Source organism: Archangium sp., from assembly GCF_036388035.1.
GTDB lineage: Bacteria > Myxococcota > Myxococcia > Myxococcales > Myxococcaceae > Archangium.
Map to the genome: position 1 here is coordinate 1 of NZ_DASVSO010000395.1, position 7,171 is coordinate 7,171.

Annotated in this window: 7 protein-coding genes; 5 read left to right on the top strand and 2 right to left on the bottom strand. The window is 70.7% G+C overall.

The genetic code is table 11. The features are described from left to right. The 5 genes from VF697_RS16050 to VF697_RS16070 form a co-directional block, all read left to right on the top strand. On the top strand, positions 1–1,267 hold a 1,267-nt coding region (locus tag VF697_RS16050), incomplete at its 5' end, for a penicillin-binding transpeptidase domain-containing protein (RefSeq protein ID WP_331095891.1). Positions 1,268–1,369: 102 nt separating this feature from the next. Next, complete coding sequence (locus tag VF697_RS16055) at positions 1,370–1,606, top strand: hypothetical protein (RefSeq protein ID WP_331095893.1); 237 nt, start codon at positions 1,370–1,372, stop codon at positions 1,604–1,606. A 20-nt stretch (positions 1,607–1,626) separates the two neighbouring features. Next, positions 1,627–2,160: a DUF2243 domain-containing protein gene (locus VF697_RS16060; protein ID WP_331095894.1), complete on the top strand. Its 534-nt coding sequence runs from the start codon at positions 1,627–1,629 to the stop codon at positions 2,158–2,160. Positions 2,161–2,174: 14 nt separating this feature from the next. Continuing rightward, a complete protein-coding gene (locus tag VF697_RS16065) occupies positions 2,175–3,551 on the top strand; it encodes a hydroxysqualene dehydroxylase (protein ID WP_331095896.1) in 1,377 nt (458 codons plus the stop codon). Between the two features lie 125 nt (positions 3,552–3,676). After that, entirely contained in the window at positions 3,677–3,880 is a 204-nt protein-coding gene (locus VF697_RS16070; protein ID WP_331095898.1) for a hypothetical protein, read from the top strand. Positions 3,881–3,957: 77 nt separating this feature from the next. On the opposite strand, the gene VF697_RS16075 is transcribed toward VF697_RS16070, so the two are convergent. Both VF697_RS16075 and VF697_RS16080 read right to left on the bottom strand, forming a co-directional pair. Beyond that, positions 3,958–5,751, bottom strand: coding sequence for a CotH kinase family protein (locus VF697_RS16075; RefSeq protein ID WP_331095900.1), 1,794 nt, complete (start codon positions 5,749–5,751; stop codon positions 3,958–3,960). Between the two features lie 140 nt (positions 5,752–5,891). Continuing rightward, positions 5,892–7,171, bottom strand: a 1,280-nt coding sequence (locus VF697_RS16080; protein WP_331095902.1) for a phosphatidylserine/phosphatidylglycerophosphate/cardiolipin synthase family protein, incomplete at its 5' end; no start/stop codon positions are given.

A 7,171-nucleotide genomic window follows, 5' to 3' on the forward strand; every position in this document is an offset into this window, starting at 1 on the left:
CGACCAGGGGCTGGCCGGGCCCGAGCAACTGGTGGCGGACATCCCGGCCGCGTATGGCACCTATGCGCCGCGCAACTTCGATGGGCGCTTCCAGGGGCTGGTGCGGCTGGAGGACGCGCTCTCGCAGTCGCTCAACATGCCCTTCGTGAAGCTCTTGCAGCGGCTCGGGGTGGAGCGCTTCCTCGGGGCGCTGCGGCTGGCGGGCGTGACGAGCCTGCACCCGGAGCCCGGCCACTACGGGCTGTCCGCGGCGGTGGGCGGCATCGAGCTCACGCCGCTGGAGGTGGCGGGCGTCTACGTGGCCCTCGCCGAGAACGGCCACGCGCGCCCGCTGAAGCTGCTGGAGGAGGGCCAGCCCGAGGCCGGCGCGCAGCCGCTCTTCTCTCCCGGGGCGGCGTGGCTCACCCGGCGCGCGCTGTCGCTGAAGGATCGGCCCGACTTCCCGGCTCGCCGCAAGCTGACGGGCCTGCCGCCGCGGGTGCACTGGAAGACGGGGACGAGCTTCGGCCACCGCGACGCGTGGGCGGCGGGCTCGGGGCCTCGGCACACGGCCGTGGTGTGGGTGGGCAACTTCGACAACGCCCCCAGCGTGCACCTGGTGGGCGCGGACGCAGCGGGGCCCATCCTCTTCGACATCCTGGAGGGGCTGGGCCCTCGGGGGCGGCTCGAGGACGCGGACGCGGTAGTGCCCTCGGAGCTCACCCAGGTGGAGGTGTGCTCCTGGTCGGGCCACCTGCCCACCGAGGCGTGTACCCAGCGGCGAGTGGTGTTCGCGAAGCGCAGCCACGTGCCGACCGAGTCCTGTCCCTACCACCAGCGGGTGGAGGTGGACGTGAAGACGGGGCTGGCGGTGAGCCCCTCCTGCCGGGCCGGGAGGCAGACGGAGTCGCGCGTGTACCTCACGTGGCCGGCGAGCATCCGGCGCTGGCTGGCGGATCAGCACCGCCTGTTGCCCCAGCCTCCCGCCCCCGCGCCCGGCTGCGAGCCCGGAGGTGCTCAGCGAGCGCCGGAGATCATCTCGCCCGGAGAGGGACAGGTGGCGCTGCTCATCCCGGGCGTGGCGGCGGACCAGCAGGAGGTGCCGCTGGAGGCCGAGGTCGAGGGCGACCGGAAGCTGACATGGTTCGTGGACGGCACCTTCCTGGCCACGGCGAACGCGGACGAGCGGGTGTGGTGGGCGCCCTCGCCGGGCACCCACGAGATTCTCGTCTCGGATGACCGGGGACTCAGCGCGCGCCGGACGCTGGTGGTGCGCGAGCGGCGGTAACGCGGCCGGGCAGCCAACCCCTCCTTCGAGCGGGAGGGTGCCGCCCGCATCCCTTCCTCGCCGTGCCTACCCTCGGAACGGGCGCATCGGCCCGAGGAGTGCATGATGAGACCTGGCGGGCTTCAGCCCTTCGCTCTGATGGTGGGCTTGCTGATGACTCCGGTCGCGCTCGCCTGCCCGGATTGCCCCACCGCGCGGGTGGTGTGGACCTCGGTGCTGGGCGAGGGCTTCTGGAACCACCTGGTGATGGTGCTCGTTCCGTTCCTGCTCATCGGGGCGCTCAGCGCGCTCCTGTACCGCGTTGGACTGTCGCCGCGCGAGCCCGAGACCGGGCCATGAGCTCGGCGAGGGAGAGGACCATGACAAGAGCTCCACGGCACCAGGGCGCGGTCATCTCGGCGGGCGTGCTGCTCGGCACGGGCCTCGGGGGCTTCCTCGACGGCATCCTGCTGCACCAGCTGCTCCAGTGGCACAACCTGCTCTCGTCCCAACTGCCTCCCACGGACCTCGTGGCGATGAAGGTCAACATGTTCTGGGACGGCCTCTTCCATGCCTTCACCTGGCTCGTCACGGTCATCGGCGTGGGCCTGCTGTGGCGCGCGGGCAAGCGCCCCGAGGTGCCCTGGTCGACGCGCTCCTTCGTCGGCTCCCTCTCGCTCGGGTGGGGCGCCTTCAACGTGGTGGAGGGGCTCATCGATCATCAGTTGCTCGGCATCCACCACGTCCACCCGGGAGCGAACCAGCTCGCCTGGGACGTGGGCTTCCTCCTCTTCGGCGTGCTGTTGGTGGGCCTGGGGTGGGTGTTGATCCGAGCGGGCCGCAAGGACACCCGACCGCGCGGTGTCCCCGTCCGTCCCGCGCCCTCGGAGCGGTTGGCGACGGGACGCGTCTAGCCAGGAGGATACGCATGTCGAAGCGGGTCGTGATCGCGGGCGGTGGGCTGGCGGGACTGACGTGCGCGAAGTACCTCGTGGACGAGGGGTGCTCGGTGACAGTCCTCGAGGGCCTGCCCTACCTCGGTGGGCGCGCCTCCACCTTCAAGGACGCGGACGGTGACTGGGTGGAGCAGGGGCTGCACCTCTTCCTCGGCGTGTACTCGGAGTTCAAGGCGCTCCTGCGAGGCATCGGCAGGGATCCGGACCAGACGCTCTTCTGGATGCAGGAGCTGCGGCTGCAGGATCCCGACGGGGCGCACGCCACCTTCGTCATCAACCCGCTGCGCTCTCCCGTGCAAACGGTGGTGAGCATCCTGGGGCAGAACGACTACCTCGGGCCGCTGGACAAGCTGTCCCTGGTGCCGCTCGCCGCGCCGGGCGTGCTGTCCCTGGAGCACCTGCGCACCCAGCATGACGGCGAGACCATCGCCGACTGGTGGGAGCGCGTGAATGGGGACGTCACCGTGCTGGAGCGCTTCATCCGCCCGTTCTGCCGCGGCATCCAGTTCAGCGAGCCCGAGCAGTTCTCCGCCTACAACTTCCTCGGGTGGATCCACCACTTCGCCTACGACCTGCCCCATGCGCTGCTGGGGGGCTATCGCGGCGCGCGTGATGAGATCATCTTCCAGCCGCTCGCCAACTACCTGCGGGAGCGAGGCGCCACCATCCGCACGGACGTGAAGCTGCGGGAGATCCTCTACTCGCCGGGGGCGGGGGGCACAGCCGGGCAGGTGGACGGCTTCGTCCTCGAGGGGGGAGAGCGGCTCCAGGCGGACCGGTTCGTGGTGGCCATTCCCGTCTGGGAGTTGGTGCCGCTGGTGCCGGAGCCCCTGCGGCGGGAGCCCTTCTTCGCGCGGCTCGCCGAGCTGCCGGTGGCGCCCGCCATCTCCGTGCAGCTCTGGTTCGACCGGGACGTCACGGGAGGCTCCGAGGCCTTCACGCTGGTGGCCCACAGCCATGCCTGCGTCTACCAGGACCAGGCGCGCAACGCCTACCCGTACGGCGAGGGCAGCCGCCTGTCGGTCATCGTCTCGCCCGCGGATGACCTGCTCGACGACCCGGATGACGCGCTGGTGCGGCGGGTGTGCGAGTCGCTCGGCAAGGTGCAGCCCTCCATTCGAGAGGCGAAGGTGAAGAAGGCCGTGGTGCTCAAGCACCGCAAGCACCTGGTGCGCCCGCTGCCCGGGGCCATGTCCCAGCGCCCCACCCAGGCCACCCCCCTGCCCAACCTCTTCCTCGCGGGAGACTGGACGCAGCAGCCCTTCTTCGGGAGTCAGGAGGGGGCCGTCCGCGGTGGCAGGGCCTGCGCGGAGCAAGTGCTCCGCTCGCTCTCCGGGCAGCGGAGCTGAACCGCGCCCGGGGTGTCCGGCATCACACTTCGTGACAGCGCGCTCCACCCCCACCGAGGGAGCCGAGGCTGCCTCGGTATCCGCGGCGTCCTTTCCTGGGACCGTCGCACTCGCGGGAGAGCGCAATGAGCAAGACCGGCAAGAGGAAGACGTTCATCGACTACGAGCTGCCCACCCGGGACCTGGAGAAGGTCCGCGGCGGCAAATCGAAGGTCACGACGCTGGCGTTGAACGAGGAGGGCGGCACCGTCACCACCGAGGCGCTGGGCGAGGAGTGCGGAGGCACCGTCACGACCCAGGCATTGGGCGAGGAGGCGACCCACTCCTGACCCGTCTTTCCACCTCCGAGTGGAGGCTCGCGCCAGCGGCGGGTTCCCCCAGACCCGTGACCGCTGGCGCGAGGCTTTCAGCGCACCCGCCAGCTCCTCCCGTCCTCGGTGCGCTCGTAGTGCTTCCCGTCCGGCAGCGGCCCGTAGAAGAGGACGTCCTTCATTCCCACCACGGACTGGCCATCGAAGACGCCGAGCTCCCCATCGGGCGTGAAGGTGAGACTCAGCTCGGCGGCGGTGAAGCGCACGCGCTCGCCCGGAGCGAGTGTGACGCCCGGCAGGACGACGCCCACGGGCGGACCACTCCCGGGCCGCAGCAGGCTGGGGATGCTCCGTCGCAGGTGCGTGGTGAGCACCATCCCACCGAGTGACGCGGCCTCCTGGCCCCGGTTGCGCAGCTCCACCCAGCCCTCGCGGGCGTCCACGGCCTCCAGCACCAGCCCGGGCTTCTGCTCGCGGTAGCGCTTCAGCTCCTTCTGGAGGAACTCGCGCCGCTTGCTGACGAACTCCTTCATGAAGGCGCGGCCCGCCTGGAACTTCGCGAGGTCCATGTATGGGTCGCCGGCCATGGCCGGGGCGAGGAGCGCGTGCAGCTTGTCGATGTGGGCTCCCATCACCTCCGGGGTGAAGAGCTCCTCCAGGGCCTTCTCGAGGCGAGCCACCAGCCGGGCGCGCAGCTCCGGGTTCATCACCACGCGGGTGCCCAGGTTGGAGAAGACGGGCAGGTAGCCCGGGTGGACGTCCTTGCGCTCCACGTACCGTTTGGCCACCACCGCGTCGGTGAGGGTGAAGGAGAAGAGCGGGTGGCGGTAGATGGGCCGCGGGTTCTGGTCGAGGGGAATGGAGTGCCACCAGCGCGCGTCCACGTTGTTGAGGTCCCACGCCACGTACACCCAGCGGCCCGTCACCCGGTCGTGGATGAAGTAGCTCTCCGAGTCCTCGATGTAGTTGTTGGCCATGAGCGCGTCCATGACCATGGAGCGCAGGTAGCCTTCCAGCTCCAGGTGCCGTTCGAGCACGCCGGGCAGCTCCGGCTCGGGGGTGCGGTTGATGGCGTACAGCACCTCGTCGAGCGCGGCATCGTCGGGCTTCGACTCGTTCGTCTTCTGGCTCCAGTTGCCCTGGTAGGGCACCTTCCACGCGCGCAGCTTGAACTCGGTGTCCTTCCAGCCGGCGCGGTAGATGGTGGCGTCCCGGTCCGGGAACTCATGGGCCTTCAGGAAGGACTTGTCGACCTGCTCGATGTCCAGGAAGGCGCCCTCGTAACGGCCATTGAGGTGCAGCCGGACGTACTTCGCACGCGGGGCCGGCACGCGCAGGGCCGCCAGCACGTCATAGGCGAGCTTCTCCGCCAGCATCGAGGCGTCCGCGTACTCGGCGACGAGGTTGAGCGACTTGCGTCCCTCGAAGCGGGCGTCGCCCTCGAACTTCACGTTCCAGCTCTTCTTCGGGAAGTCCCGGGCGGAGGCCCCGCGCAGGCGCACCTTCACCGGGTAGCTCACGCCATTGCAGCGGAAGACGGCGTCCTGCTCCGGCGTGTTCTTGTCCGCGAGGAACTGCTCCAGCACCCCTGGTGGCAGCACCAGCTCGTAGTCCTGCAGGGCCTGTTGCACCGGCGGCAGGACGAAGGGGCGTTGCGCCTCGGGCACCGGCGATGGAGGCGGTGGCGGTGGCTGGGGTGGAGGCGAGGGCGCTGGCTCGGGCGGTGGGAGCGGCTGCTGCGGGAGGGACGGTTTGGGAGCGGCTTGGGTGGGTGGCTCCTCCTGGACGGGCGTCTGTTCCTCACCCATCGGGATGGGCTCCGGACGCTCGGTTTCACAGGCGAGCAGGAAGGCAACGGACAGGGAGCACAGCAGGCGTGCGAATCTCATCGCTCCCCGCTGGAGCAAGGGGGATGCCCATTTCTCCCAGGTGTATCTGTCCGCTGGCGGATGCCGGAGGCCCCGGGGATGGGAAGCTCACGCTCCCGGGAGGGGCCGCCGTTGTCCGTTGTGGGCTCCGGTGTGCCCGCTCAGGGGCAGGCGGGGGTAGAGCGAGGGAGCTGGTAGGCGAAGCGCTCGAGCAGCCCGCGCTGCCGCCACCCCTCCCAACGGATCTCCACCGCGTGCAGCAGGTCGCGCTCGAAGGTGACGGCGAGCGCGCGGGCGAGCTGGGGATCCTCGACGACGAGCGCGCCCTCCTGGAGCATCGCGCTCGAGTTGGGCTCCATGTTGGTGGAGCCCACGGCCGCCAGCCTGTCGTCCACGAGGAGGGTGCGGGCGTGCAGGGGGGCCGGCTGGTACTCCCAGACGCGGACGCCGTTCTCCAGCAGTCGCTCATAGGCGGCACGCTGCGCGGCGAGCACGGCATGGGGGCCTCCGTGGCGCAGGCCGGGCACGAGGATGCGCACGTCCACGCCCTCACGGGCCTTGCGGATGAGCATGTCCGTGGTGGCGACGGTGGGGATGAAGCAGGCGTTGGTGAGCCACAGCCGGCGCCGGGCGGAGGCGATGAGCACCTGCACCATGCGCTCGGAGTGGCTGAGCGCGGGCGAGCCGGTGCTCGCGATGAAGCCGGCACGGGCCTCGCCCTGGGACTCGAGCTGGGGGAAGGCCGAGTCCGGGAGCAGCGCGCCGCCCGCCTCCTGCCAGCCCTCGGCGAAGGCCCGCTGCAACTGGCGCACGGCCGGGCCCGTTACGTGGACGTAGGTGTCCCGCCACGCCTCCGCCGGGCCCTTCTCGCGGCGCCAGGCCGGCCCCACGCCGGAGCCTCCGGTGAGGCCGCTGCGGCCATCGCGGATGACGAGCTGGCGGTGGTTGCGCGCGTCCAGTCGCTCGTCGTCGAACACCACCGTGGCGCCGATGAAGGGGCGGAAGGTGCGCACCTCGCACCCGGCCTGGACGAGCCGTGGCTCCACCTTCTCCGCGAAGCCCGGGCTGTCGAGCGAGTCCACCAGGATGCGGCACGTCACGCCCGGCTGGCGCGTCTCGAGCGCGCGGATGAGCCGCTCGGAGACCTCGCCGGACCGCCAGCTCGAGGTGAGCAGGTGGAGCGACTCGCGGGCCTGGCGGATCTCCCCTTCGAGGGAGTCGAGGATGTGGTCGTCCTGGACCAGCTCCACCACGTGGCCCGGGCGCAGCCCCACGCCCACGGACTGGTAGAGGGCGAACGACAGGTCCGGCCCTGAGTCGGGCAGGTCCTGATGGATGCGCAGCTGCTGGGGATGATCTCGGTGGACGCAGGCCGTGCTGGCGAGCAGGCAGGCGAGCAGGAGGCGAGAGAAGCGATTCACGCCGGGCAAGCTAGGCATCC